Consider the following 759-nt stretch of genomic DNA (forward strand, 5'->3'; position numbering starts at 1 on the left):
GCCACGGGGCACTCAGGCCGAGCGCGCGGGCGGCCTCGGCCGCCGCCTGTGCGTCGTTCCAGAGAATCGCCGAGCAGGCCTCGGGGCTGATGACGGAGAACACGCCGTTCTCCGCGACCAGGACGCGATCGGCGACGGCCAGCGCCAGCGCGCCACCACTGCCACCCTCGCCGGTGATCACGGCGACGACCGGCGTGGAAAGCGCGGACATCCGCTGGATGGCGTGCGCGATCGCGGACGCCTGCCCCCGCTCCTCGGCCTCCCGGCCGGGGTAGGCGCCGGGCGTGTCGATCAGCGTCACCACGGGCAGGCCAAGCCGTGCCGCCAGCGACATCACCCGCATGGCCTTGCGGTAGCCCTCGGGCTGGGGCATGCCGAAGTTGTGCGCGATGAGCTCCGTGGTCGAATGCCCCTTCTCGGTCCCGACCACGGCCACAGCGAGTCCGTCGATTTCCGCGATGCCCGCCACGACGGCGTTGCAGTCCCCGTACAGCCGGTCACCGCGCAGCTCGACGAAGGAGTCGAACGACCGGGCGAGGTAGTCCCGGACGGTGGGGCGGGCGCTGTCGCGGGCAAGCCGGACGGTCTCCCACGGGTCCCGCTGGACCAGTCGCTCCGGGTCGGTGATGAGGACACCGGAGGTTGCCGGCGCCGGAAGATCGACCGGCTGATCAGTCGACGGATCAATCGACTCGTCGACCAATCCGTCGACCAATCCGTCGATCGAGGAGTCGATCGACGGATCGACTCCTCGCTCCG

At 70.9% G+C, this 759-nt stretch carries 1 protein-coding gene; it reads right to left on the minus strand.

The features are described from left to right. Positions 1-759, minus strand: a 759-nt coding sequence (locus DD1DGNOD_RS17245; protein WP_283234717.1) for a carboxyl transferase domain-containing protein, incomplete at both ends; no start/stop codon positions are given.

Source organism: Candidatus Protofrankia californiensis (assembly GCF_900634765.1).
Taxonomy (GTDB): Bacteria; Actinomycetota; Actinomycetes; order Frankiales; family Frankiaceae; genus Protofrankia; species Protofrankia californiensis.